Source organism: Actinoplanes sp. NPDC051537 (assembly GCF_055586105.1).
In genome coordinates, this window is sequence record NZ_JBVJIU010000001.1 from 790,024 (window position 1) to 814,415 (window position 24,392).

Here is a 24,392-nt window from a genome sequence, read left to right on the forward strand (position 1 = left end):
AAAAATGCGGGTAACTACGATCGCCAGGACAGACCGGGGCAGCCGGCGAAATTAATCGGGGAAACAGCGATGAGTCCGGGCGCGGAGAGCGGTCGGTACTTCTGAGGGAGGCGCGAAGAGTGGACACCGACACGGATTTCGTTCAGCAGGCGGACCCCTTCCGGCGGGAGCTGCTGGCGCACTGCTACCGCATGCTCGGCTCGGTCTACGACGCCGAGGATCTCGTGCAGGAGACGTACGTGCGGGCGTGGCGCTCTTACGACCGGTTCGAGGGCCGCTCGTCGATGCGCACCTGGCTGCACCGGATCGCGACCAACGCCTGCCTGAACGCGCTCGAGTCGCGCGGCCGCCGCCCGCTGCCGATCGGCCTCGGCGCGCCCAGCTCCGACCCGTCCGACGCGCTGCTCGAGCAGAAAGAGGTGCCCTGGCTCGAGCCGGTGCCGGACGCGATGCTCGACCCGGCCGGCGTCGTCACCCAGCGGGAGAGCATCCGGCTCGCGGTGGTCGCGGCCATGCAGTACCTGCCGCCCCGGCAGCGGGCCGTGCTGATCCTGCGCGACGTGCTGCAGTGGCCGGCGGCCGAGGTCGGCGAGATGCTCGACATGACCGTCGCCTCGGTGAACAGCGCCCTGCAGCGGGCCCGCGCCCAGCTCGCCCAGGCCACGGTGACGGCCGACGAGGTGGCCGTGCCGACCGAGACCGAGCAGCGCGAGCTGCTGGACCGGTTCGTGGCCGCGTTCGAGGCCAAGGACATCCCGGCGCTGGTCGACATCTTCACCAAGGACGCCACCTGGGAGATGCCGCCGTTCGCCGGCTGGTACGAGGGCCCGGAGACGATCGCCCGGCTGATCGACACGCGCTGCCCGGCGCAAGGACCCGGCGACATGAAGCTGGTGCCGACCCGGGCGAACGGCCAGTACGCGTTCGGCCTCTACATGCGCGACGGCGACACCTACCGCCCGTTCAACCTGCCCGTGCTCACCCTCACCCCGCACGGCGTCAGCCACGTGTCGAGCTTCTTCGACCTGCGCCTGTTCGCCACGTTCGGGCTGCCCGAATCGATTCCGGTCTGACGATGGACACTGCGCTGCGGGCCGGGGTGGCCGTGCTGGAACGGGCGGTCGCGTACTGCCTCGGCAGCATCTCCCTGGTGACCCCGGCGCTGCTGTCCCGTCCCACCCCGTGCGCGGCGTGGGATCTGCACGAACTGCTCGAGCACCTGATCGACTCGATGGCCGCGCTCGAGGAGGCGGCGTCGGGGCGGGTGTCGCTGACGCCGCTGCCGGACGCGGGCGAGGTGGTCGTCACGGCAAGGGAACGCGCGGCACGCTTGGTGGGCGCCTGGGCGAATGCCTGCGGCGCTGCGGCCGTACGGGTGGAAGAAGCGCTTCTGAGTGCGCCGCTGGTCGCCGGGGCGGGTGCCATCGAGGTGGCCGTGCACGGCTGGGACGTGGCCCGGGCCTGCGGCGACCCGCGCCCGATCCCGGCCGAGCTGGCCGACGAGCTCCTCGATCTGGCCGTGGTGCTGGTGCGGCCGGGCGATCGGCCGGGCCGGTTCGACCGCCCGCTGGCGACGCCGCCCGGCGGGTCGCCGGCCGACCAGTTGCTGAGCTTCCTAGGGCGTGCGCCGTAAGCGGAGCGTGAAGTTCGCGAATTTCGGCAAACGTCGATCGCGGGGCACACGGCGCCGCGCGCATTTGCCAGTGTCTATCCGGAGCCGGGACCGTCCCGGCACGGGGAGGCACCTGATGCGTAGACGAAGACTGCCGGCCGTATTACTCACCGCGGCCCTGGTCGTCGCGGCCCTGCAGGCACCGGCCGCCGCCGCGCCGTCCACCACCAGCACCAAGGCCGGCACGAGCACCACCGCGAGCACGGTCACGCTGATCACCGGCGACCGGGTCACCACGCACGGCCGCGGCGCGTCCGTCCAGCCCGGACCGGGCCGCTCGAAGATCCGCTTCATGACCCAGACCACGAGCGGGCACCGCTACGTCATCCCGTCCGACGCGCTGGCCCTGCTGCGGGCCGGCCGCCTCGACAAGCGCCTGTTCGACGTCAGCCTGCTGAACACCACGGGCGACCTCAAGCTGCTCGTCTCGTACCCGAAGAACGCCGCGGCCGGCGCACGCAGCGCGCTCACCGGCGGCGGTGCGCAGGTCACCCGCGACATCCCGGCCGTCGGCACCATGGCCGTACACGCGAATGTCGCCGAGACCCGGTCGCTCTGGGCCTCGCTGACCGCCGGCTCCGCCGCCGCGCGCTCGCTCGCCCCCGGCATCCAGCGGGTGTGGCTCGACGGCAAGCGCAAGGTCACGCTCGACCACAGCGTGCCGCAGATCGGCGCGCCCACCGCATGGGCGGCCGGCTACGACGGCACCGGCGTCACCGTCGGCATCCTCGACACCGGCATCGACCAGACCCACCCGGACTTCGCGGGCAAGATCGTGGGAACCGCGAACTTCACCACCACGGCGACGGTCGACGACGAGGTCGGGCACGGCACGCACGTCGCCTCGATCATCGCCGGCTCCGGCGCCGCGTCCGGCGGCCGCTACAAGGGCGTCGCGCCCGGCGCCAAGCTGCTGATCGGCAAGGTCTGCGAGACCGAGTTCTGCGACGACTCGGCGATCCTGGCCGGCATGGCCTGGGCCGCGCCGCAGGTGAAGGTCGTCAGCATCAGCATCGGCGGGCCGGACACCCCCGAGATCGACCCGCTCGAGCAGGCGGTCAACGATCTCACCGCCCGGTACGACACGCTGTTCGTGATCGCCGCCGGCAACGACGGCTCGGCCGGCTCGGTCGGCTCGCCGTCCACCGCCGACGCCGCGCTCTCGGTCGGCGCCGTCGACCGCGACGACCAGCTGGCCGACTTCTCCAGCCGCGGACCCCGCGCCGAGGACCACGGCCTCAAGCCCGACATCACCGCGCCCGGCGTCGACATCGTGGCGGCCAAGGCGAAGAACGGCTTCATCGGCGACCCGGCCCCGGTCGACGGCTACGTGTCGCTGTCCGGCACGTCGATGGCCACCCCGCACGTGTCCGGCTCGGCCGCGATCCTCGTCCAGGAGCACCCGGGCTGGTCGTCGAAGCTGCGCAAGAACACGCTGATGGGCTCGGCCAAGCCGACCGCCGGCGTCAACGCGTTCGACCAGGGCGCCGGCCGGGTCGACGTGGCCCGGGAGATCACCCAGACGGTCACCGCCGACGAGGGCAGCCTGAGCTTCGGCCTCCAGCAGTGGCCGCACGGCGACGACCAGCCGGTCACCCGGACGGTCACCTACCGGAACTCGGGCTCGGCGGCGGTCACGCTGTCGCTGGCCGCGCCGGGCAAGCCGTTCACGGTGGCCGCCACGACGCTGACCGTGCCGGCCGGCGGGACGGCCGCGACCACGGTCACCGCCGACACCCGCGACGCGACCCTGACCGACGGGCCGCTGGGCGGCTACCTCACGGCGACGGCGGCCGGCGGCGTACGGGTGGAGACCCCGCTCGGCGTCGACCGCGAGGTGGAGAGCTACGACGTCACCGTGCCGATCACCGGCCTCGACGGGACGCCCAGCACCGACCACTTCGTCGCGCTGGTCAACCTCGACCAGTACCTCGAGCTCGACGGCTTCTCCGCCAACCCGGTCGAGAAGTTCCGCGTGCCCAAGGGCCGCTACGGCGTGTTCGCCTGGGTCCACCAGGGCGAGGAGGCCACCGGCCAGCTCGTCGCGCCCGAGGTCACGGTCGACCACACGATGACCCTGAAGATCGACGGAACGAAGGCGTTGCCCGTACGGGTGAAAGCGCCCCAGAAGGACGCGGGCACCCTGCTCGCCGCCGTCAACTCCGACTGGACGCTCGAGAACATCGGGATGTCGGTGAGCCTGCTCGGCCTGACGTTCGACGAGCTCTACACCGGCCGGATCAACGAGGTGTCGCGGCCGTTCTTCCTCGGCAGCGTCAACGGCTCGTTCGCCGACCCCGGCGCCGACGGGATGTTCCGGAACAGCCCGTGGACGACCGACCTCGCCTACTTCAGCCCCGGCCGGAACTTCGCCGGGCTGACGAAGGCGCCGCGCCTGCACGACCTCGCCACGCTCAGGACGTCGTTCGCCGCCGAGGCGACCGGGGCCGAGGGCGCCAAGGGCAACATGGCGCAGTACACCGAGAACAGCGGCGGCTGGACGACCTTCGTGCCGTTCTCGCTGCCGTTCCACCGCACGGAGTACGTCAACACGGACGCGCCCTGGTCCGGCGACTTCATGCAGCAACTGCCGGCGGTCGGCGACGACTTCCCGGAATGGCTCAGCGAGCAGACCAGCGGCCGGGTCGCGTACAAGCCCGGTCACGTCTATCCGCAGCAGTGGAACTCGGCGGTCTTCGGACCGAACGTGACCCAGCCGCCGTACGAGGCGCTCTGGGTGACCCGGACGGCCGACCACATCATCGCGGTGGTGCCGATGTTCGGCGACGGCGCCGGCCACCCCGGCAGCTCGAGCGTCGACACCGACTCGCTGGTGCTCTACCGCAACGGGACGAAGGTCGGCGAGGGCACCGACTACGACGTGCCCGCGGGCAAGGCGTCGTACCGGCTCGAGGCCGCCTCGACCCGGGGCGCGCCGCACACGCTGTCCACCTCGGTGAGCGGCACGTGGACGTTCCGGTCCGGGCACGTCGACGGCGAGAACTTCCAGCGGCTGCCGGTCTCCACGGTCCGGTTCAGTCCCCGCGCCGGCGCGGCGGCACGCGGTTGCCGCTTCGAGATCCCGCTGACGGTCGAGCGGCAGCCCGGCTCGGCGGCGGGCCCGGTGCGGTCGCTGTCCGTCCAGGTCTCCTACGACGACGGGAAGACCTGGAAGAAGGCCGGCGTGCGCGGCTCCGGCGACCACCGCGTCGCGATCGTCGACCACCCGCGCTCGGCCGCTTTCGCCTCGCTGCGCGTGGCGTCGACCGACACCCACGGCAACGCGGTGACCGAGACGATCATCCGGGCGTACGCGGTGCGCTGATTTCTGATTTTGATGGTTGATGGGCGGGCGGTCGCTTCACGCGGCCGCCCGTTCCTCGTTGAGCAGGGCTTCCACCAACTGGCGGTAGATCCGCAGCTGGGCGCGCATCGCCGACGGGTCGCCGGTGGTGCGGCAGAGGATGAAGCCGCCCTCGAACGTGGTGTAGAGGTGGTCGGCCAGTGCGCCGAGATCGACCGGGGCGTCCGGCATCGCCGTCCGGAACAGGTCGGTCAGCGCCTCCCGCCACGCCCGCGCCGCCGCCGCGACCTGCTCGTTGATCTCCGGCCCGGTCAGCTCGCGCTCGGCCAGCACGGTCGCGTAGAGGCAGCCGGACTGCTCGGCCATCAGCGCGTCGGCACCGTCCTCGTAGTGGCGCAGGAACGCGATCACCCGCGCGGCCGGATCGGCGATGTGCGCGGTGGCGGCCAGGCCCGCGTCGAGATGTGCCAGATCGGCCGCCGCGTAGCGCGCGACCACCTGCGCGGCGAGGTCCGTCTTGGAGCGGAAGTGGTGGAAGAAGGCGCCCTTCGAGCTGCTCGCCTCGGCGATCACCTGATCGACGGAGGTCGCGCTGTAACCCCGCTCGGTCATCAGCCGCTCGGCGGTCTGCAGGAGCCGGTCGCGGGTGGCCTGACCGTTTCGGGGCATGGGTCCTTTGTACCAGACCAACTGGTCTGCTGTTGAACCAGACTATTCAGTCTGTTAGAACAGTGGTCATGACGGACCTACCGCAGCTGGCCGGCCGCCCCGTCGTCACGGACGGCGGCCTCGAGACCGACCTGATCTACCACTACGACGTCGACCTGCCCGACTTCGCGGCGTTCCCGCTGCTGACGTCCGCGCCTTCGCTGCTGCTGCGCTACTACGCGGCGTACGTGTCGATCGCCCGCCGCGCCGGCGCCGCCCTGCAGCTGGAGACACCGACGTGGCGCTGCTCCCCCGACTGGGGTGCGCGGCTCGGCTACTCGGAGTCGGAGCTGGCCCGTCTCAACCGCCTGTCGGTCGAGTTGCTGTCCGGCCTGCGCGACCGTTCCGGCCTGGACACGCTGCTGGTGAGCGGTTGCGTCGGCCCGCGCGGCGACGGATATGTGGCCGCCTACGCCGACCCCGACGACGCGGCCGCCTACCACGCGCCGCAGATCTCGGCGTTCGCCGCCGCCGGGGCCGACCTGGTCTCGGCCCTGACCATGACCGGCGTCGGCGAGGCCGTCGGCATCGTCCGCGCGGCGCGCTCGGCCGGACTGCCGGTGGCCGTGTCGTTCACCGTCGAGCAGGACGGGACCCTGCCCTCCGGCACGACCCTGGCCGACGCGATCACCGAGGTCGACGCTCTCGCCGCCCCCGACTACTTCATGGTCAACTGCGCGCACCCCCGGCACGTCGCCCCCGCCCTGGCCCCCGACGGCGACTGGCGGTCCCGCATCGTCGGCATGCGAGCGAACTCGTCGGAGCTGAGTCACGAGGAACTGGACGCGGCGACCGAGCTGGACGAGGGCGACCCGGTGGCGCTGGCCCGCGCCCAGGACGAGCTGAGGCCGCTGCTGCCGGCGCTGGCCCTGATCGGCGGCTGCTGCGGGACGGACGCCCGCCACGTGGCCGCCATGTGGGGCGTGACCGTCCATTCCGCGGACAACTGAACGGAGTCGTTACCCGGTCGCGATCCGGCGCCGCCATAGTGCACGGAAAGCTCACCGATCCCGGGTGAGTCGCGATGTCAGAGGTGACCAGTTGGACTCCTTCGATCTGCACCGCCTCACCGATTTCGAGTTCGAGCTGATCGGCAAGGACCTCCTGCAGGAGATGCTCGGACTCCGGTTGGAGATCTTTTCGCGAGGCCGCGACGAAGGGGTCGACCTTCGATACCCGGGCACGGGAAAGACCACCGAACTGGTGGTGCAATGCAAGCATTGGCAGCGCAACTCCGGCCCCCTGCTGATACGGCACATGGAACAGCTCGAACTACCCAAGGTCAAGAAGATCGACCCCGTTCGGTACATGTTGCTCACCTCGGCCGAGCTGTCGAAGCTGCAGAAGGACAAGCTGGCCCGGATCCTTCACCCGTTCGCGAAGGACCCCGGCCAGATCCTGGGTCTGCACGAGATCGAGAGCGAGCTGCGATCCCGTCCCGCACTGGTCCGGCGGCACTTCCGGCTCTGGCTGAGCAGCACGAACGTGCTCACCGAGCTCCTGACCCGGGACACGATGGTGCGAAGCTCGGCGCTGCTGAACGACCTGAACGAGACGACCCGCATCTATGCGCCGAACGAGAGCCTGCACCGAGCGCAACGCCTGCTCGAGGCGTTGCACGTGTGCATCGTCGCCGGCATTCCCGGCATCGGGAAAACCACCCTGGCGCAGGTGCTGGCGGCCTGGTACGTCCGTGAGGGCTACGACCTGGTGGAGATCACCGAGGACGTCAACGAGGCGTACAAGGTCTGGGACGACACCCGTCCGCAGTTCTTCTACTACGACGATTTCCTCGGGCAGACCGCATTTCGCGACAAACTCAACAAGAACGAGGACGGCCGGTTGTTGTCGTTCCTCGACCGCGTCAACAAGGCCGGTAACAAGCGCTTCGTGCTGACGACTCGCGAATACATCCTGGCCCAGGCCAAGCAGAGTTACGAACGACTCGCACGCCGCAACTTCGACCCGATGACGTGCGTTATCGACCTCGCCGACTACACGCGGCGCGCACGAGGGCAGATCCTCTACAACCACGTGATGGCCTCGGCGCTGCCGGCCCGGACGAAGCAGGCGTTCGGTGACCCGGTGGTCTACGAACGGATCATCGATCATCCGAACTTCAGCCCGCGGCTGGTCAGTCTCAGCCTCCGAGTCCCGGCACCGGATGAGTCGGCCGCCGCCACCGTCGAACGGCTCGTCGCGAACCTCGACGACCCGTCGTCGATCTGGGAGCACATCGTCCTCCATCAACTCGACCAGGCCGACGTCGAAGTGCTGGAGATCCTGTTCTCGCTCAAACCCTCCGTGCCGATGGGGCAGCTCGAACGGGCGGTCGAGCGATACCGCGGGGTCTCCCCGGTCGAGGCGAAGAAGTCGCTCCGCCAGACGTTGCGGACGCTCGACGGCACGATGCTGCGCATCGAACGACGCGAGGACGAGACGGTATACGTCGACTACCACAACCCGTCGGTCCGTGACTTCATGAGCGACTACCTCGCGGAACGACCGGAGATCACGAGCCGCATCATCGCCGCGGCGGAGTCGGTCGAGCAGATCGGGCAGTTCTGGCTGCGGGCCGGCAAGAAGCTCGACGAGTGTCTGCGCACCCTGGAGCCGCAGATCGCCGACGTCGCCACGCGGTTGCCGGTCTTCGACGGGGAGTGGGCCGTCGTGTGCCGGGCGGCCGTCATGGCCGAGTTCGCCCGGGGTATCCGGTCCGAACGCGTCGCGGGTGTGGCCGCCGAGCTGGTCGAGGACCTCCTGGCCGACCCGCGCCAGTTGGTCCGGCTTCCCGGCTGGACGGACCGGCTGCTCGGCGATCTGGCGCGGTACCGGGCGGGGGCACTGGCGCGGCTGAGAGGGCCCGTGCAGGCGAAGTTCATCGAGGCGATAGCGGACGAGACACTCAACTGGGAGCGGGGCCGCGACATCGAAGGCGTCCTCTACGGGCTCGGCGCCGTTCCGGAGTCGATCCGGATACAGGTCACCCAGGACATCTTCGACAGCGCCGCCGACCAGCTCGCGACGTGGGTCGAGCTCGACGAACTACCCCGCGAGGACTACTCCACGGCGATGGAGGTGCTGGACTATCTCGAGTGCTTCGACGAGGAGTACCTCGCCGAGGACCTCGCGCAGCTCCGGGCGATGGTGCGAGAGGCGGCCGAGGACATCGAGACCCGCGACGTCGCCGCGCTCGAGGTCGCATCCGACACCCAGATTTCCGACGAGCAGTATCTCCGGGCGATGTTCGCGTCGCTCGCATCTCTCGGCAAGGCGGCCTGAGCGAGGACGACCACCCGCGGCCGGCCCGATGGCATGGCTATGAAGATATCTTCGCGTCCGATATATTCACCGCCATGCCTGATCCACTCCGGGAACCGACGTTCCTGATTCTTACCGCGCTCGCCGACGGGCCGCGCCATGGGTATGGCCTCATCGCCGAGGTCGATCGGCTCTCCGACGGGCGGGTGGCGCTGCGGCCGGGCACCCTTTACGGCGCTCTCGATCGGCTCAGCGACGACCGGCTGGTCGAGCGCGACCGCGAAGAGGTCGTCGACGGCCGGCTGCGCCGGTACTACAAGCTGACGCCCGAGGGCGAGTCGGCCCTGGTGGCCGAGACCGAGCGGATGCGCCGGCACGTCGAGGCGGCCACCGCCCGGCTCAAGCGGCGGGAGGCGTGGGCATGAGCCGCCTGGAAACGGCCTACCGGCGGCTGCTGTTCGCCTACCCGCGCGGCTATCGGCGGGAACGCGGGCGGGAGATCGTCGACACCTATCTGGAGCTGGCCGGCGACCGGCGGCGACCGCGCGCGGCCGACGCCGCCGACCTGATCGCCGGCGGGATGCGGGAGCGGCTGCGCTCGGCGGGACTGGCCGGCGCCGCCGACGCGTTGCCGGCCGCGGCGGTCTGGTCGCTGAGCGCCCTGGCCGCGCTGAGCGTCTACTACCTGACGGTGTTCGAGCTGCACCCGGACCACGGCGGCCCGGTGGCCACGGCCTACGCCGGCGCCTATGCGGGCTGGCTGGTCACCGCCGTGCTCGTGGCCGTCCGGCCCGGCCGCCTGGCCCGGACGGCGGCGGCGGTCTCGCTGGTGCTGGCGGTCGCCGCGGCCGGCACGCGGCTCACCGATCTGCCCAGCCTCAAGCTCTACATGGCCCTGCCGCTGCTGGTCCTGGCCGTCACGGCCCTGCCGCTGCCGAACGCGGCGGGATGGCCGGCCCGCCTCGCGCCGATCACGGCCGCGGCGCTCAGCGCCCTGGCAGCCGTGGTGAAGCCGCCGATCGGCGGGGCCTATCTCGGGTCCGGCGAATACCGCGTCGCCAGCCTGTGGGATGCGACCCCGGATTTCTACGGCGCCTGCTGCGACTATCGGCTGCCCTCGTCGTACGTGCTGCATCTCGCCGCCCTGGTCCTGCTGGCCGGCGGCATCGTCGCCGCCGTGGCCACCCGCCGCGCCTGGCTTCTGCTCGTGCTCGCCACGCCGATCACCGCGCTCGGCACCATGTGGCTGTCCACCACCGACCCGTTCTGGTCGCTCGCCTACCGCGTCACCGGCGACAACGAGATCGAGGCGTGCGTGGCCGGCCTGTACGCGCTGCTCGTCAGCACGGTGGTCCTGCCCCTGCTCGCGGGGCCGGTGCGCCGGGGGCTGAGCTCGGCGCGGCGGCGGGTGCGGCCCGTGCCGGAAGCGGACGAGCCGGGCTGTTAAGGTCCCTTGGCAATCGATGGCCGTGCATCCCACGGCCTCACGGGGATCGATGAAAAGGGGCATCCCACCATGCGTACCCTCCTGCGCGCGGGCGTCACGGCGCTCGCGGCGAGCTCGCTGCTGGTCACCGGCGCGGTCGCCGCCCAGGCCGCGCCCGCCGGCAGCGTCACCGTCACCGCCGAGCCGCTCATTCTCGAGCCCGGGCGCTACGGCCACGCCGGCAGCGTCCGGGTGACGGTCCACAACGACACGGCCGAGCCGTTCTCCGGGGCCGTCTCCATCACCGAGCCGCTGCCGGCGACCACCGACACGATCGACGGCGCGTCCGGCTGCGTGCTCGACCACACGCCGGACGGCCGCGGCATCACCATCTGCTCCCCGGACGGCGAGATCGCGCCCGGCGGGACCGGCGTGATCACCGTCGGGTTCCGGTCACCGGCCAAGCCGCGGGCGTTCGCGCAGATCGCGCCCGAGCGTGGCCTGGTCGAGGCCGCGGGGTCCACCGCCGATTTCCCGGCGATCTTCCGGTCCACCGCCGGGTCGGTGCGCAACCCGCGGCCGTACGCGCAGAGCACCCGAGCCGCCCTGACGGTGACCGCCCGCAACGTCACCCTCGCCCGGCAGCCGGACGGCACGTTCGCGGGCCGGGTGCCGGTGACCGTCCGCAACCGCACCGACGCCGCGCACGCCTACCTGTCCGCCGCGATCGTGGTCCCGGCCGGCCTCGACTACCCGTACATCGAGCCGTCCGAGGCCTGCGTCGTCGGCACCGACCGGCTGCCCACCGCGCCCGGCGACAGCGCGGCCACCTGCGCCGTCGCCGGTGGCCGGCTGGCGCAGGGCGAGAAGCGGGCGTACGAGTTCGTGCTGACCGCCCCGGCCGGCACCCCGGCCGGCGTCCTCGGCACCGGCACCACCACGACGTGGCTCGACGGCGGCCCGGCCGCCGGCCAGACCGACGGCGCCAACGTCGGCACGTTCACCGTCACCGTGGCCGGCTGACCGCGTCCGGAAGCGTCACCGCCGCCGGCTGACCCCGGTCGGAAGCGACACCGTGGTGGTCACCCGCACCAGGGCCGGCCGCCGCGGTGCCGAGCCGAAGCCGAACCGGACCGGCGGGTCGACCGGCGCGAGCGGGCCCAGGTCACGGCCATCCAGCGACGCCGACGCCGCCACGATCGGGTGCAGGTCCCGGGCGCCGTACCACTCGCGGCGGCCGTTCCCGGCGCTGCCGCGGGTGCGCACGCCCGGCAGCAGCAGCCGGGCCGGCCCGTCGATCAGCGCGCACCAGGCCGGCCGGCGCGCGAGCGGCGCCGGCACCGCCCGCAGCAGCATCCCGAGCGGTCCGCGCCGCCCGACGCGGAAGCGCAAGGAGACCGGGCCGGCCGTGACCTCGACCGCGGACGAGGTGACGACGGTGACGGGCGCGATCCGCACGTCGTCGAAGCCGTAGGTGGCGGCCACGAACTCGGCCACCGCCGGCGGCGCGACCAGCGTGCGGTGGCCGGACGGCGACTCGACCATCACGTCGGCGAACGGGCCGAACGGCGAGCGCGACCAGTCCCCCACCACCAGCCGCACGCCGGAACGGGTGCCGACGCCGGCGATCGAGCCGTCGAAGACCAGCCGCACTCAGACCTCGATGTGCGAGCCCATGATGACCGTGCGCTCGCGGGGCAGGCCGAAGTGCTCGGCGGCGTCGGCGGTGATGTAGGACGTGGCGATGAACAGCCGCTTGCGCCAGCCGGCCATCGTCGGCTCGGCGCCGCGGCGCAGCTCGATCTTCGAGAGGAAGTAGGAGGCGTTGTCGAGGTCGAGCCGGCCCTCGGTGGTCGCCGGGTCGAGCAGGTTCAGCGCCGCGCGCAGGTCCTGCGTCTCGGCGTAGCCGTAGCGGGCGCTGACAAAGAAGATGCCGTCGTCCTCGAAGCCGAGCGCGTCGACCGTGATCCGCTCCTCGTCGGTCAGGCGCGGCACCGGCAGCGTCTCGATCGAGATGATCAGCACGTGGTCGTGGCGGACGTGGTTGTGCTCGACGTTGGCCCGCATCGCCAGCGGCGCGGTCTGGTTGCCGCGGTTGAGGAACACGGCGGTGCCCGGCACCTGGACGATCGACGCCGCGTTGCGGGTGAGGTCGTCGATGAACTCGCTGAGCGTGCCCTCGCGGCGGCGGCGCTCGGCGGTGACGATCGACCGGCCCTTCTGCCAGGTGGTCATCACGGTGAACGCGATCAGCGCGATCAGCAGCGGCAGCCAGGCGCCGTGCAGCAGCTTGGTCAGGTTGGCCGCCACGAACAGCAGCTCGATCGAGAGCAGCACGGTGGCGCCGGGGATCAGCAGCCACAGCGACGTCATCCAGCGCTGCCGCGCGATGTAGAAGAACAGCAGGGTGGTGATGGTGATCGTGCCGGTGACGGTCATGCCGTACGCGTAGGCCAGCGCCGCCGAGCTCCGGAACGCGAAGACCAGCGTCAGCACCGACACCATCAGCAGCCAGTTGATCCACGGCACGTAGATCTGGCCGATCTCGTGCTCGCTGGTGTGCGCGACCCGCAGCCGCGGCAGGTAGCCGAGCTGGGCCGCCTGCGACGTGACCGAGAACGCGCCGGTGATCACGGCCTGGGCGGCGATCACGGTGGCGGCGGTGGCGAGCAGCACCAGGGGCAACCGCAGCCACTCGGGGGCGAGCAGGAAGAACGGGCCGCTGATGTTCGCGTGGTCGGAGATGATCAGGGCGCCCTGGCCGAAATAGCTCAGCACAAGGGCGGGCAGCACCAGGAACAGCCAGCCGCGGGAGATCGCCTTGCGCCCGAAATGGCCCATGTCGGCGTAGAGGGCCTCGGCGCCGGTCACCGACAGCACGACGGCGGCGAGCGCGAAGAACGCGATGCCGAAATGCCCGAACAGGAATCCCACCGCGTACGTCGGGGACAGCGCCTCGAGGATCGCGGGATGCTTGACGATCCCCGTGACGCCGAGGACGCCGATGACCGTGAACCAGGCGATCATGACCGGGCCGAAGACGCGGCCGACCGCCGACGAGCCGCGCCGCTGCACCAGGAAGAGGACCACGATGATCACGGCGGTGATCGGGACGACGGCCTCGGCCAGCGACGGCCGCACCAGCTTGACGCCCTCGACGGCGGAGAGCACCGAGATGGCCGGCGTGATCATGCTGTCGCCGAAGAACAGCGAGGCGCCGAAGATGCCGAGCGCGGCCAGGAACAGCGCCACCCGGCGCCCGCGTCCCTCGGCCGAGCGGCGCAGCAGCGTGATCAGGGCCATCACGCCGCCCTCGCCGTCGTTGTCGGCGTGCATGGCCAGCAGCACGTAGTTGAACGTCACCACGAACATGACCGACCAGAAGACCAGCGAGCAGATGCCGAAGACGTTCTCGGTGCTCACCGGCACCGGGTGCGGGTCGTCGGGGTTGAAGACCGTCTGCAGGGTGTAGATCGGGCTCGTGCCGATGTCGCCGAAGACCACGCCGAGCGCGCCGACGATCAGCGTGAGCTTCACCTTGTCCCGCGCACTGCCGTGTTGCTGCGCCACCGGGATCCTCCCTCACATGGGTGACACCCGGGGACACTACGGCCCCCGGGGTGCCACAAGGGGAGAACTCGCCGGACCAAAACTAGACCGGGTTCACGGTCCAGTCCGGGTGGCCCGGCATCGGCGGGGTCTTGGTGTCGTAGAGCCAGGCGTGCATGAACGAGTTCAGGTTCTGGTGCGAGATCCGCGACGCCAGGTCGATGAAGTCCTGCGACGAGGCCGACTTGCCGCGGTACTTCGCGACCCAGGCCCGCTCGAGGTGCTCGAAGTTCGCCACGCCGATCTGCTGGCGCAGGGCGAACAGCACGAGCGCGCCGCCGTCGTACACGTTCGGGTTGAAGACGTCCCAGATCGTGTCGGCCTTCAGCGGGTGACCGACCGGGCCGTAGCGGGCCCGGTACTGGTCGCCGCGCGAGTACGCCCGCTTGTAGTAGGCGTCCAGCGTCGCGACGTTCGAGTACTGCTGGAGCGTGCCCGTCTCGTACGCGTAGAGCACCTCGTACCAGGTCGCGTGCCCCTCGTTCTGCCAGACGTCACTCCACTCCCACGGCGCCACGCTGTCACCGAACCACTGGTGGGACAGCTCGTGCGCCATGATCGGGTTGATGATCACCGACGGCAGGCCGAAGGTGCCGCTGTCGTAGAGCGAGAGCGTCTGGGTCTCCAGCGCGAAGCCCAGGTCGCCGTCGATCACGAGCGAGCCGTAGTTCTCGAACGGGTAGCGCCCGACCTTGCCCTCGAGCCAGGACATCTCCTTGCGCTCGTCCGCGGCCACCGGCAGCAGCTTGTCGGCGAGACGGCGCGGGACCACGTCACGGATCGGGATGCCATTGACGGGCTTCCGCACGTACGTGATGAAGTCGCCCGCCACGACCTGGACCAGCTCGCTGGCCATCGGGCTGCTTTCCCGGTACGTCGAGGAGACGTACCCGCCGCGAGTCCTGGTCTTGATCAACCGGCCGTTGGCGGTGCCCGACCAGCCCGAGGGCACGGTCAGCGTGATCGTGTAGGTGGCCTTGTCCCGCGGGTGGTCGTTGCTCGGGAACAGGTTGTGCGACTGGTCCGGCTGCCCGGCCAGCACCGTGCCGTCCGGCGTCTTCACGAAGCCGGCCGGCGAGCTCGCGTTCGGGGAGATCGGGGTCGCGGCGAACGACACCGTGACCGTGAAGCGGTGCCGCTTGCCGATCGCGTGCCGCGGCGTGATCACCAGCTCGTCGCCCGAGCGGCTGAAGGACGCGCGGCGCCCGTCGACCGCGACGCCGCCGACGCTGTCGCCGCCGAAATCGAGGTCGAAGCGGGACAGGGCCTGCGTGGCGACCGCGGTGATGGTGACGTCGCCGCGGACCTGCTGAGCCGGGTCCTTCTTCGGATAGGTGAGGTGCATGTCGTAGTTCTGGACGTCGTATCCCCCGTTGCCGAGCAGCGGATACAGCCGGTCTCCCAGGCCGGCGGCGCCCGGGGTGGGGTGGTGGCCGGACGCGGCGGCGGTGCCGCTCCCGATCACCACGGCACCCGTCAGCCCGAGCAGCGCGGCCGATCCGGCGGCCACCAGGCGGGACGAAGTGTTACCCGTGTATGTGCTCATGGTCGCCGAGCGTAACAAGAGATCTACGAGCTTAAGTACGCCTTTTCGGCTCTCCTGGCTCGTTTGATCGTGAACATGGCGTGGTCCGCTCGGGACAACAGGTCGTCCTGATCGGCACACCCGTTCGTGTCGGCGAGCCCGACACTGACGCCGACCCGGACCACGACGCCGCCGGCCAGGATCGGCTCGCTGACCGCCCGCTCGAGCCGGTCGGCGAGCTCGAACGCCCCGGCGCCCGGCCCGGGGCACAGGACCGCGAACTCGTCGCCGCCGAGCCGGGCGCACAGGTCCTCGGCCCGCACCTGGCCTCGGATGCGCCGGGCCACCTCGACCAGGACGGCGTCGCCGGCCGCGTGGCCGTGCTCGTCGTTGATCGCCTTGAACCCGTCGAGGTCGAGGTAGAGCAGGGTCAGGTCGTCGAAGTCGCGGCCGAGCCGCTCGCGCAGCGCCCGCCGGTTGGCGAGCCCGGTCAGGCTGTCGTGCCCGGCCGCGTGGATCAGGCCCTGCTGGGCGCGGGCCTGCTCGCGGACGGCACCGGTGAAGCGGGCCAGGCACAGCCCGACGGTGACCACGGTGGCGGTCAGCAGCAGGAACCGCTCCCCCGCCGGCAGCGCGCCGCGGGTGTCGGCCAGGATCGGGGCGGTCAGCATGGCCAGGCCCAGGAAGATCAGCCGGGCCGGGTGCAGGGTGGCCACCTCGGCCCGCACCGGCATCAGCAGCCGGTCCCGGTCGCGCACCAGCAGCGGCGCCACGACCAGGCCGTTGGCCAGCAGCAGCGCGCCGTTGAGCCGGTCGACGGCGCCGGCCGGCCAGTCCGCGGTGACCAGCGTGATGCCGGTGTCGAGCAGCAGCATCAGCGCGGTGCCGGCGATCAGCAGGCCGCCGGGGCGCCCGGTGCGGCCGGGCGCGAGGACCAGGTAGAGCACGCCGGCGAACAGGACCAGGTCGCCGATCGGGTAGAGCGCGCCGACCACGACGGCGAGCGTGCCGCCGCCGTCCTCCAGGCCCGGCGCGATGAAGAACTGCCACGCCGCGACCGCGGCGGCAGTGGTCAGGGCGAGCCCGTCCTGCAGCGCGGCGCGTCCCCGGCCGGAGCCGCGGCGCCGCACGATCGACAGCATCGCGCCGCCCAGCAGCGGGTAGCCGGCCAGCCAGAACGCGTCCTGCAGGCCGACCTCGGTCTCGGCGCCGGTCAGCTGGAGCACGCCCCAGGTGACGTCCCCGCCGAGCCACGAGGTGACCGCCGAGGCGATCAGGACCCAGGGCCCGCGGCGGCCGGCCGGCGAGCGCAGCGCGGCCACCCAGGCCGCGACCGTGATGCCGGCGAAGCACGTGAGATAGGCGGCCTGGCCCAGGACCGAGTCCGGGGTGCACGCGGTGATCACGGCTCCGCCCAGGAGCAGCACCGCGGCGACAGCCTTCCACACGCCCCGCAGATCGGCCGCGGGGTCACGCGCCTGAGCGGTTACCGGCCGGTCACCACAGCGTCCCGATCGCGTCGCCGACCAGCTTGGCCCCGATGACCAGGCACAGCACGCTCATGATCACGTTGCTGTGGGCGCTCATCCAGTCCTTGAGCCGGCCCAGCATCGCCTGCGAGCGCTTGCCCATCACCAGGTAGAGAACGACCGGAAGGGCGACGCCGAGCGATCCGATCACGGCGAAGAGGGCGTACGCGATGATCTGCTCCCCCGCCGGGATGCCGGTCTGCGCGATGGCCGTCGCCCCGGCCACCGCGAGCAGCAGGTTCTTGGGGTTCGCCGCCGACAGCACCACGGCCAGCCCCGCCGACTTGACCGCGGTGAACTGGTCGATCGCGTTCGTCCATCGCGGCATCGTGGCCTCGGCGCCGTTCCGGGGCCGGCCGCGGAACTGCCGCACCGCGATCAGCAGCAACAGCAGGCCCAGCACCAGCTCGATCCCGCCCACCCAGGCCGCCGGCTCGGTCGCGGCGCCGCTCTCGGACGGGCCGGCGAGCAGCAGCACGATCGTGCCGACCGCGGCCAGGCCGACCAGCCAGCCCAGCACGAACGCCGGGCCGTTGGCGCGGGCCCGGGCGGTGGTCAGCATGAGGATCACCGCGATGATCGGGATCGGGCTGAGTGCCACGCCGACCGCGGTGGGCAGGCTCTGCCCGATTGCTTCGCCCATGGAACGACTGTCGCGGCCGTGCCGGGCCGCGACATCCTCCGGGCCGGGTGATCCCCGGCAGCGGTCCCCCGCTGAGTCTCCCCCTCTGGTTCAGCGCGGCACCGCTCCCGGCGTACGTCAACGATGCCGTTTTGTGCCGTCACAAACCAGGACATGAACCGGAACTTCATCGGCACTTTGATGTCGGACCCTTGCTATCGCGGCGTGCGCGCATTTGCCACCATCGTTACGTGTTCGGCGAACTGGTCCGTGCCCACCGCCGCCGCCTCGGCCTCACCCAGGAGGAGCTGGCCGAGCGGGCGGGCGTGAGCGTGCGCAGCATCGGCAAGTGGGAGGCGGGCCGGGTGGCCGCGCCCCGGATGTTCACGCTGCGGGTGCTGGCCGACGCGTTCGCCCTGTCCGGCGACTCGCGGGAGGAGTTCCTCGGCGCCGGGAGCGGGCCCGGCGACGACATCCCGCCGGCGCAGCTGCCGCTCGACCCGGCCGGGTTCACCGGCCGCGACCGGGAGCTGGCCCGGCTCGACGCGCTGGCCGCCGGCGCCGCCGGCCGCGGCGTGATCATCTCGGCGGTCTCGGGCACGGCCGGGGTCGGCAAGACGGCGCTGGCCGTGCACTGGGCGCACCGGGTGCGCGACCGGTTCCCCGACGGGCAGCTCTACGTGAACCTGCGCGGATTCGGGCCGAGCGGGCCGCCGCTGTCCCCCCACGACGCGCTGCGCGGCTTCCTCGACGGGCTCGGCGTGCCGCCGCAGCGGATCCCGGCCGGCCTCGAGGCGCGGGCGGCGCTCTACCGCAGCGCGCTGGCCGGCCGCCGCATGCTGATCGTGCTCGACAACGCCGGCGACGCCGAGCAGGTGCGGCCGCTGCTGCCCGGCGTGCCCGGCTGCGTGGTGGTGGTGACCAGCCGCGACCGGCTCGCCGGCCTGGCCGTGGCCGACGGCGCCCAGCTGCTGCTGCTCGACGTGCTCACCGGCGAGGGCGCCCGGTCGCTGCTGGCCCGGCGGATCGGCGCCGACCGGGTGCGGGCCGAGCCGCGGGCGGTCGACGAGATCGTCCGGGCCTGCGCCCGGCTGCCGCTGGCGCTGGCCATCGTCGCCGCCCGGGCCGCGGCGCATCCCGGGTTCCCGCTGCACGCGATCGCGGCCGAGCTGCGCGAGACCCGGCTCGACGTGCTGACCGGCACCGACCCGGCGACCGACGTGCGGGCGGTGTTCTCCTGGTCGTACCGCAAGCTCAGCCCGGCCGCGGCGCGGCTGTTCCGGCTGCTCGGCCTGCATCCGAGCCCGGTCGCCGGGGCCGGGGCGCTGGCCAGCCTGGCCGGACTGCCGCCGGCGTCGACCCGGCCGCTGCTGGCCGAGCTCGGCGCCGCGAACCTGCTGTCCGAGCCGCTGCCGGGCCGTTTCGGCTGCCACGACCTGCTCCGCGAGTACGCCCGTGACCTGGCCGCCGGGCCGGATCTCGCGGCGACCACCCGGGTGCTCGACTACTACCTGCACACGGCGCTGCGGGCGGATCGACTGCTCAATCCCGACCGCGGCTTCGACACCCCGGTGAAGTACGCGGAGGGGGTGACCCTGGAGTCGCCGGCCGACCGGGCCGCGGCGATGGCGTGGTTCGGCGGCGAGCAGCAGACGTTGCGAGCGGCGTGCGACCTGGCCGAGGAGTCGGGGCTGGACACGTACGTGTGGTGGCTGGCGTGGGCGGTGCTGACCTATCACGAGCGGCGCTGGGACAAGCGGAACTGGATAGGTTGGCAGATGCGGGCGGTGGCGGCCGCGGCCCGGGCCGGAGACCCGCTGTTCCAGGCGATCAGCCATTACAACGTGGGGTACGCCTACATCGACCTCGGCGACCTCGACAACGCCCGCGAGCACCTGACCCTGTCGCTGGCCCTGTACGAGCGGCTGGGCGACCGGCAGGGCATGGCGAAGGTGCACCTCAACCTGGGCATCGTGGCCCGGCGGCGGTCCGACTACGCGGGCGCGATCGCCTCGGCCAACACCGCCACGGAGCTCTACCGCCAGGACGACGACCCGGTCGGCGAGGCGCGGGCCACCAACAACCTCGGCTGGTGCTACCTGACGATGGGCGACTACGAGCGGGCGCTCGAGCACTGCCGGCGGGCGGTGGCGGTGCACGAGGCAGCCGGCAACCGGATGGGCGCCGGGCACTCCTGGGACAGCGTCGGCATGGCCTGCTTCCACCTGGGCCGCTTCGACGAGGCCGCCGACTGCTACGGGCGGTCGCTGGCCGCGTTCCGGGCCGAGCGCGACCGCCAGTACGAGGCCATCGTCCTCAACCACCTCGGCGACGCCGACCACGCCCGGGGCCGGGTGCGCCAGGCCCGCGACGGGTGGCGCCAGTCCCTGGACATCCTGACCGAGATCGACCATCCCGACGCGGACGAGGTCGAGGCCAAGCTGGGCGCCCGGGTGCCGCGACCCCAAGCCGGCTGAGCCGACCGGCGGCGTCTCAGGCCGGCTGAGTCGACGCGCGGATCTTCAGCTCGCACGGGATGCGGATCAGGGTGTGCCGCTGCGGGGCGCCGTTGATGGCCTCGAGCAGCAGCCCGCCGGCGGCGCGGCCCATCTCGAGCAGCGGGAGCGCCACGGTGGTCAGCGGCGGTCGCTGGTGGACGGCGAGGGAGCGGTCGTCGAAGCCGACCACGGCCACGTCGGCGGGGACGGCGTGGCCGGCCTCGTGCAGCGCGGCGAGGGCGCCGGTGGCCAGGTCGTCGCTCGCGCAGAAGATCGCGTCGGGAGGCTCGGCGACGCTCATCAGGTCGGCGGCCAGCGTGTAGCCGTCCTCGGGGGACCACGACGAAGCGTGCCGGATCAGCGTGGGATCGAGAGCCCGGCCGGCCGCCTCCAGCGTGGCCGTCACGCCGGCCAGGCGGTCGGCGGTCGCGTCCCACGAGGACGGGCCGTTGAGGAACGCGATCCGCCGCCGGCCGATCGCGAGGAGGTGGCTCACCGCCAGCGCGGCGCCGCCGCGGTCGTCGGGCAGGACGCTCGGCACCGGCTCCGAGGCGCCGTACTCGTAGAGGAAGACGTACGGCGTGCCGGGCAGCGGCAGAGCCGGGCCGGGGCGGCTGCGCACCCGGTTGCCGGACATGATGATCAAGCCGTCGACCTGCCGGTCCAGCAGCCGGCGCAGGTGCTTGCGCTCGCGCTCGGGGTCGCCGTAGCTGTTGGCGAGCAGGACCGAGACGTCGTACGCCGAGGCCGCGTCCTCGACGCCACGCATGAGCGCGTTGGTGAAGATGCCCTCGAGGTCGTCGGTGAGGATGGCGATCGTGTCGGTGTGCCGGGACCGCAGCCCGCGTGCGACCGCGTTGGGCCGGTAGCCGAGCCGGGCGATGGTCTCGAGCACCCGCTTGCGGGCCTCGGGGCCGACGTCGGGCCGGTCGTTGAGCACCTTGGAGACGGTGGCCGTCGACACCTCGGCCGCCTTCGCCACGTCCCGCATCGTCACCCGTGCGACCACTGATCTCCCTAATCGGTTACGTAGACCTCCGGCGCGACCGACACTAGCAGAAACCCTTGACACGGGCCGGACTCGAACCTGTAACGTGCGCCGCAACGAAATCGATTACGTAACGGATGGAGACGAAGGTGCGAAGCGCGAGGAGGGCCGGGCCCCAGGCCCGGCGGCAGCGTCTGGGCCTGCTCTTCGTGGCGCCGGCGGTGCTGCTCGTGATCGGCCTGTTCATCGCCCCGGTGATCGTGACCGGGCTGATGTCGTTCTACGACTGGTCGCTGCTCGGCGAACGCCGGTTCATCGGGCTGGCGAACTACGACCGGCTGATCCACGACACCGGCTTCCGCGACAGCCTGCTGTTCACCACGCTCTACACGGTGATCGTCACGGCGGCGCTGTTCGTGGCCGGCTTCGCCCTGGCCTCGGCGGTGCGCCACCGGCGGCGCGGCGTGGGCCTGTTCCGCACGGCGTTCGTGATGCCGGTGGTGATCGGCTTCGCCACCGCGAGCTATCTGACGCTGTGGCTGCTCGACGACCGGATCGGGGTGGTCCCCGATCTGCTGCGCCGGACCGGGCTGGCGAGCGGCAGCGTCTCGGTGTTCAGCCACTTCTCGTCGGCGCTGGCCGTGGTCGTCGTGCTGGTGGTCTGGAAGACGGTCGGGCTGACCATGCTGCTGCTGATGTCGGGCATGCAGGCGATCTCCGCGGACTACTACGAGGCGGCCCAGGTCGACGGGGCCAAGCGGTTCCGCACGATGTTCTCGATCACCCTGCCGCTGCTGCGCCCGACGATCGGCCTGGTGCTGGTGCTCACCGTGATCGGCAGCTACCTGGCCTTCGACCAGTTCTTCATCCTCACCCAGGGCGGCCCGGACAACAGCACGATCCCGGTCGTCTACCTGATCTACCGGGCCGGCTTCATCGACTTCAACCTCGGCTACTCCGCGGCCCTGTCGATCGCCCTGATGGTCATCCTGCTCATCCTGACGGCGGTTCAGCTGCTCGTCCTGCGCACCCGGGAGGACTCGTGAGCCTGCTCCAGGCCCGTCACACCGCGCCCGCCGCGACCGCCGCGGCGCCGGCCCGGCGCCGGTCCCGGCGACCGGCATGGTTGCCCGCCACCGCGTTCTACACCGTCTGCGGCCTGCTGGCGCTGCTGTTCGTGGCGCCGCTCGGCTGGCTGCTGCTCTCGTCGTTCAAGACCGGCGCCGAGTTCGCCCAGTCGCCGCCGACCCTGCTGCCCCGGTCGTTCAGCCTGGAGAACTACCGCCGCCTGCTGGACGCCGGGCTGTGGACCAACGTCGCCAACAGCGCCCTGGTCACGGCCGGGACGGTCGTCTTCGCCACGGCCCTGTCGGTGCTCGCCGGCTATGGCTTCGCCCGTTTCCGGTTCCCGGGCAAGGGCGTCCTGTTCCTGGTCGTGCTGTCCACCATGATGATCCCGTTCCAGTCGATCGTGCCCTCGCTGTATCTCATCCTCGACTCGCTGCGCCTCACCAACTCGCTGGTCGGGCTGGTCCTGCTGTACTCGGTGTTCGCCCTGCCGTTCGGCATCTTCACGATGCGGGCCGCGTTCACCTCGATCCCCGCGGCGGTCGAGGAGGCCGCCATCGTCGACGGCGCCTCGGCGCTGACCGCCCTGCGCCGGGTGCTGCTGCCGATGGTGACCCCCGGCGCCGCCACCGTCGCGCTCTACGCCTTCTTCACCGCGTGGAACGAGTTCCTGGCCGCCCTGATCTTCACCACCCGCCAGGAGAAGTACACGCTGCCGGTCATGCTGGCGAACCTGCAGAGCGGCGCCGGCGGAACCCTCAACTGGGGCGTCCTGGAGACCGGCGCGGTGGTCGGCGCCGTGCCCTGCGTCGTCATCTTCCTGATCCTCCAGCGCTACTACGTCGCCGGGCTGACCGGCGGCGCGGTCAAAGGCTGAGGCACCCCCCACAACAAAGGAGTAGTCATGTCGTCCCTTGCTGCCCGGATATCGCTGGCCGCCCTGCTCACCGTGGGCCTCGCGGCCTGCGGCAACACCGATTCGACCGATGCGGCGGCCCCGGCCGGGCTGACCGGCTCGGGCCCGGCCACCCTCTGGGTGCGGGCCGCCGACGAGCCCCTGGACAAGGCGCTGGTCGCGGCCTGGAACCAGGAGCACCCCGACCGCAAGATCACGATGCTGACCGTGCCCGACGCGCAGTACGTGCAGAAGTACGTCCAGGCCGTCCGCAGCGGCGACGCCCCCGACCTGGCCGCCGTCGACATCGCCAACGTGAAGGCGCTGACCGGCCAGCACCTGCTGACCGACATCACCGCCGAGGTGGACGCGCTGCCCTACAAGGACGCCCTGGCCCCGGCCGGCGTCCAGGTCAGCACCGTCGACGGCAAGATCTACGCGCTGCCGCACCAGCTCGACGTCTCGATGCTCTACTACAACAAGAAGCTGTTCACCGAGGCCGGCCTCGACCCGGCGACGCCGCCCGCGACCCTCGACGAGGTCGTCGCCGACGCCCGCAAGATCACGGCGCTCGGGGGCGGGAAGTACGGCTTCTACTTCGCCGGCAACTGCGCGGGCTGCAATGCGTACACCCTGTTGCCCTACATCTGGGCCAGCGGCGGCGACATCATGAACGCCGACGGGACGAAGGCCACCCTGAGCGACCCGGCCGTGGCGGCCGCGCTGAACGCGCACAAGACCATGTGGGACGAGAAGCTGATGCCGCCGGCCGCCAAGGACGACAACGGCGCGACCTGGCTGACCGGGTTCCAGTCCGGCAAGATCGGCATGGTCGCGCTCGGCAGCTTCGCGGTCAGTGTCTACAAGGCACAGAAGGGGCTCGACTTCGGCGTCACGCCGATCCCGGGCACCGCGGGCACCTCGGCGTTCCTCGGCGGCGACGTCATCGGCGTCTCGAAGGGCGCCAAGAACGCGAAGACCGCGTGGGACTTCATCGCCTGGAGCATGAGCGACGAGGTGCAGAAGACCGTCGTCGCCAAGACCGGCCAGCTCACCGTCCGCTCCGACACGGCCGACAACACGTACACCCAGGCCGAGCCCCGGCTGCTCGCCGCCAACAAGCTGATCGCCCAGGCCAAGGTGCCGGTCACCGCCAAGTACAACTCGCTGTTCATCGACCCGACCGGCCCCTACCTCCAGGTCATCCGGGACTGGGTGTTCGCCGGCAACCCGCAGCAGGCGATCGGCAAGGGCGAGGACGGCTTCGACAGCCGTCTCGCCTCCTGA

The 24,392-nt window shown here is 71.6% G+C and carries 19 protein-coding genes; 12 read left to right on the forward strand and 7 right to left on the reverse strand.

All coding sequences use genetic code 11. The features are described from left to right. Window positions 1–119: 119 nt before the first annotated feature. The 3 genes from ACZ6TB_RS03790 (at window position 120) to ACZ6TB_RS03800 (ending at window position 4,997) form a co-directional block, all read left to right on the forward strand. Window positions 120–1,073, forward strand: a complete 954-nt coding sequence (locus ACZ6TB_RS03790; RefSeq protein ID WP_465550207.1) for a sigma-70 family RNA polymerase sigma factor — start codon at window positions 120–122, stop codon at window positions 1,071–1,073. A gap of 2 nt (window positions 1,074–1,075) precedes the next feature. Beyond that, window positions 1,076–1,633: a TIGR03086 family metal-binding protein gene (locus ACZ6TB_RS03795; protein WP_465550209.1), complete on the forward strand. Its 558-nt coding sequence runs from the start codon at window positions 1,076–1,078 to the stop codon at window positions 1,631–1,633. Between the two features lie 115 nt (window positions 1,634–1,748). After that, on the forward strand, window positions 1,749–4,997 hold the full coding sequence (locus tag ACZ6TB_RS03800) for a S8 family peptidase (RefSeq protein ID WP_465550211.1): 3,249 nt from the start codon (window positions 1,749–1,751) through the stop codon (window positions 4,995–4,997). A 36-nt stretch (window positions 4,998–5,033) separates the two neighbouring features. Here ACZ6TB_RS03800 and ACZ6TB_RS03805 read toward each other — a convergent pair whose 3' ends face one another. Beyond that, a complete protein-coding gene (locus ACZ6TB_RS03805) occupies window positions 5,034–5,645 on the reverse strand; it encodes a TetR/AcrR family transcriptional regulator (RefSeq protein ID WP_465550213.1) in 612 nt (203 codons plus the stop codon). A gap of 68 nt (window positions 5,646–5,713) precedes the next feature. Between ACZ6TB_RS03805 and ACZ6TB_RS03810 the strand changes: the two genes are divergently transcribed. The 5 genes from ACZ6TB_RS03810 to ACZ6TB_RS03830 all read left to right on the forward strand — a co-directional run bounded on the left by ACZ6TB_RS03810 (window position 5,714) and on the right by ACZ6TB_RS03830 (window position 11,394). Then, on the forward strand, window positions 5,714–6,634 hold the full coding sequence (locus ACZ6TB_RS03810; RefSeq protein WP_465550214.1) for a homocysteine S-methyltransferase family protein: 921 nt from the start codon (window positions 5,714–5,716) through the stop codon (window positions 6,632–6,634). 91 nt (window positions 6,635–6,725) lie between these two features. Further along, entirely contained in the window at window positions 6,726–8,966 is a 2,241-nt protein-coding gene (locus ACZ6TB_RS03815) for an nSTAND3 domain-containing NTPase (protein ID WP_465550216.1), read from the forward strand. Between the two features lie 74 nt (window positions 8,967–9,040). Beyond that, a complete protein-coding gene (locus tag ACZ6TB_RS03820; protein ID WP_465550218.1) occupies window positions 9,041–9,370 on the forward strand; it encodes a PadR family transcriptional regulator in 330 nt (109 codons plus the stop codon). Then, window positions 9,367–10,392, forward strand: a complete 1,026-nt coding sequence (locus tag ACZ6TB_RS03825) for a hypothetical protein (protein ID WP_465550221.1) — start codon at window positions 9,367–9,369, stop codon at window positions 10,390–10,392. Before ACZ6TB_RS03820 ends, ACZ6TB_RS03825 begins: the two co-directional genes overlap by 4 nt. 69 nt (window positions 10,393–10,461) lie before the next feature. After that, the gene (locus tag ACZ6TB_RS03830; protein ID WP_465550222.1) at window positions 10,462–11,394 is read left to right on the forward strand and encodes a hypothetical protein; all 933 of its coding nucleotides are present in this window, start codon (window positions 10,462–10,464) and stop codon (window positions 11,392–11,394) included. A gap of 15 nt (window positions 11,395–11,409) precedes the next feature. On the opposite strand, the gene ACZ6TB_RS03835 is transcribed toward ACZ6TB_RS03830, so the two are convergent. The 5 genes from ACZ6TB_RS03835 to ACZ6TB_RS03855 form a co-directional block, all read right to left on the reverse strand. After that, window positions 11,410–12,024, reverse strand: a complete 615-nt coding sequence (locus ACZ6TB_RS03835) for a hypothetical protein (RefSeq protein ID WP_465550223.1) — start codon at window positions 12,022–12,024, stop codon at window positions 11,410–11,412. After that, window positions 12,025–13,941 (reverse strand): potassium transporter Kup, encoded by a 1,917-nt coding sequence (locus ACZ6TB_RS03840; RefSeq protein ID WP_465550225.1) that lies wholly within the window; start codon window positions 13,939–13,941, stop codon window positions 12,025–12,027. Between the two features lie 82 nt (window positions 13,942–14,023). After that, on the reverse strand, window positions 14,024–15,526 hold the full coding sequence (locus ACZ6TB_RS03845) for a M1 family metallopeptidase (RefSeq protein ID WP_465550227.1): 1,503 nt from the start codon (window positions 15,524–15,526) through the stop codon (window positions 14,024–14,026). Window positions 15,527–15,549: 23 nt separating this feature from the next. Beyond that, entirely contained in the window at window positions 15,550–16,953 is a 1,404-nt protein-coding gene (locus tag ACZ6TB_RS03850; RefSeq protein WP_465550229.1) for a GGDEF domain-containing protein, read from the reverse strand. 49 nt (window positions 16,954–17,002) lie between these two features. Next, complete coding sequence (locus ACZ6TB_RS03855; RefSeq protein WP_465550231.1) at window positions 17,003–17,677, reverse strand: GAP family protein; 675 nt, start codon at window positions 17,675–17,677, stop codon at window positions 17,003–17,005. A 230-nt stretch (window positions 17,678–17,907) separates the two neighbouring features. On the opposite strand from ACZ6TB_RS03855, the gene ACZ6TB_RS03860 reads away from it, so the two are divergent. Beyond that, window positions 17,908–20,133, forward strand: coding sequence for an ATP-binding protein (locus ACZ6TB_RS03860; protein ID WP_465550233.1), 2,226 nt, complete (start codon window positions 17,908–17,910; stop codon window positions 20,131–20,133). Window positions 20,134–20,149: 16 nt separating this feature from the next. Here ACZ6TB_RS03860 and ACZ6TB_RS03865 read toward each other — a convergent pair whose 3' ends face one another. After that, a complete protein-coding gene (locus ACZ6TB_RS03865) occupies window positions 20,150–21,163 on the reverse strand; it encodes a LacI family DNA-binding transcriptional regulator (RefSeq protein WP_465550235.1) in 1,014 nt (337 codons plus the stop codon). Between the two features lie 128 nt (window positions 21,164–21,291). On the opposite strand from ACZ6TB_RS03865, the gene ACZ6TB_RS03870 reads away from it, so the two are divergent. The 3 genes from ACZ6TB_RS03870 to ACZ6TB_RS03880 are packed head-to-tail and all read left to right on the forward strand — an operon-like array spanning window position 21,292 to window position 24,392. Next, window positions 21,292–22,188 carry a carbohydrate ABC transporter permease gene (locus ACZ6TB_RS03870; RefSeq protein ID WP_465550237.1) on the forward strand — a complete coding sequence of 299 codons (897 nt, stop codon included), beginning with the start codon at window positions 21,292–21,294 and terminating at the stop codon, window positions 22,186–22,188. Next, window positions 22,185–23,087, forward strand: a complete 903-nt coding sequence (locus ACZ6TB_RS03875; RefSeq protein ID WP_465550239.1) for a carbohydrate ABC transporter permease — start codon at window positions 22,185–22,187, stop codon at window positions 23,085–23,087. Before ACZ6TB_RS03870 ends, ACZ6TB_RS03875 begins: the two co-directional genes overlap by 4 nt. Before the next feature lie 27 nt (window positions 23,088–23,114). Beyond that, a complete protein-coding gene (locus ACZ6TB_RS03880) occupies window positions 23,115–24,392 on the forward strand; it encodes an ABC transporter substrate-binding protein (protein WP_465550241.1) in 1,278 nt (425 codons plus the stop codon).

Excerpts from the sequence above, each read along its gene's own strand:
- ACZ6TB_RS03795 (WP_465550209.1), top strand. The coding sequence starts at position 1,076 with ATGGACACTGCGCTGCGGGCCGGGGTGGCCGTGCTGGAACGGGCGGTC.
- ACZ6TB_RS03800 (WP_465550211.1), top strand. The coding sequence starts at position 1,749 with ATGCGTAGACGAAGACTGCCGGCCGTATTACTCACCGCGGCCCTGGTC.
- ACZ6TB_RS03805 (WP_465550213.1), bottom strand. The coding sequence starts at position 5,645 with ATGCCCCGAAACGGTCAGGCCACCCGCGACCGGCTCCTGCAGACCGCC.
- ACZ6TB_RS03810 (WP_465550214.1), top strand. The coding sequence starts at position 5,714 with ATGACGGACCTACCGCAGCTGGCCGGCCGCCCCGTCGTCACGGACGGC.
- ACZ6TB_RS03820 (WP_465550218.1), top strand. The coding sequence starts at position 9,041 with ATGCCTGATCCACTCCGGGAACCGACGTTCCTGATTCTTACCGCGCTC.
- ACZ6TB_RS03825 (WP_465550221.1), top strand. The coding sequence starts at position 9,367 with ATGAGCCGCCTGGAAACGGCCTACCGGCGGCTGCTGTTCGCCTACCCG.
- ACZ6TB_RS03830 (WP_465550222.1), top strand. The coding sequence starts at position 10,462 with ATGCGTACCCTCCTGCGCGCGGGCGTCACGGCGCTCGCGGCGAGCTCG.
- ACZ6TB_RS03845 (WP_465550227.1), bottom strand. The coding sequence starts at position 15,526 with ATGAGCACATACACGGGTAACACTTCGTCCCGCCTGGTGGCCGCCGGA.
- ACZ6TB_RS03855 (WP_465550231.1), bottom strand. The coding sequence starts at position 17,677 with ATGGGCGAAGCAATCGGGCAGAGCCTGCCCACCGCGGTCGGCGTGGCA.
- ACZ6TB_RS03880 (WP_465550241.1), top strand. The coding sequence starts at position 23,115 with ATGTCGTCCCTTGCTGCCCGGATATCGCTGGCCGCCCTGCTCACCGTG.